Source organism: Streptococcus sp. HMSC064D12 (assembly GCF_001837205.1).
GTDB lineage: Bacteria > Bacillota > Bacilli > Lactobacillales > Streptococcaceae > Streptococcus > Streptococcus salivarius_D.
On the sequence record NZ_KV831757.1, the window covers coordinates 1 to 798 of the forward strand.

Sequence of the window (798 nt, forward strand, 5' to 3'; positions counted from 1 at the left end):
ACTCTGATCGTGTCCAAGTGGATGCCTAAGGAGGACTTATGTTAATCAAGAAACTTAGTCGCATTTTAGCTATCTCTGTTATAGCTTTTCTAGCAGTTCTCCTCTGGAACACTAAAAGTAGTCAGGCAGATGAAAGCAGTAAACTACTCAATAGTGCTGCAATTCAAAAAATTGTCAAAAAAGGGACTCTAAACGTTGGTGTCAAACAGGATGTCCCAAACTTTGGTTACTATTCAGCCAAAACTAATACCTATCAAGGGATGGAAATTGACCTCGCTAAGAAAATTGCCAAAGAACTTAAGGTTAAGGTGAATTTTACAGCGGTTACCCCACAAACTCGTGAAGCCCTTATGGATAACGGAACTATTGACATGCTTATCGCTACTTATACCATTACAGATGAGCGTAAGGCTTCATATGCCATGTCAACTCCTTACTACTACGACCAAATCGGTTTCCTTGTTCAAACCAAATCTGGCTATAAGAAACTTTCTGACCTAAACGGTAAAACTATTGGAGTGTCTCAAGGGTCATCTGCCAAAGCTGCTGTTGAAGAGTACGCTTCAGCTAATAACCTTAAGTTTGACTACGTTCAACTCGGATCTTATCCTGAGTTAGCCGTATCACTTTATGCTTACCGTATTGACGCCTTTGCTGGTGATAAATCAATCTTGTCAGGTTACGAAAGTGATAAAACCAAGATCCTTGATGAAGGTTTCAAAACACAAGAGTACGGTATTGCTTCAAGCAAGTCTAACCAAGAGTTGATTGATTATACCAACGATTTGATTGCTAAAT

1 protein-coding gene is annotated in these 798 nt (G+C 39.3%); it reads left to right on the forward strand.

Features of this window, described 5'->3' with window-relative positions:
• Nucleotides 1–38: 38 nt before the first annotated feature.
• Nucleotides 39–798: transporter substrate-binding domain-containing protein (locus HMPREF2697_RS07880; RefSeq protein WP_070850276.1), on the forward strand; the 760-nt coding region annotated here is incomplete at its 3' end.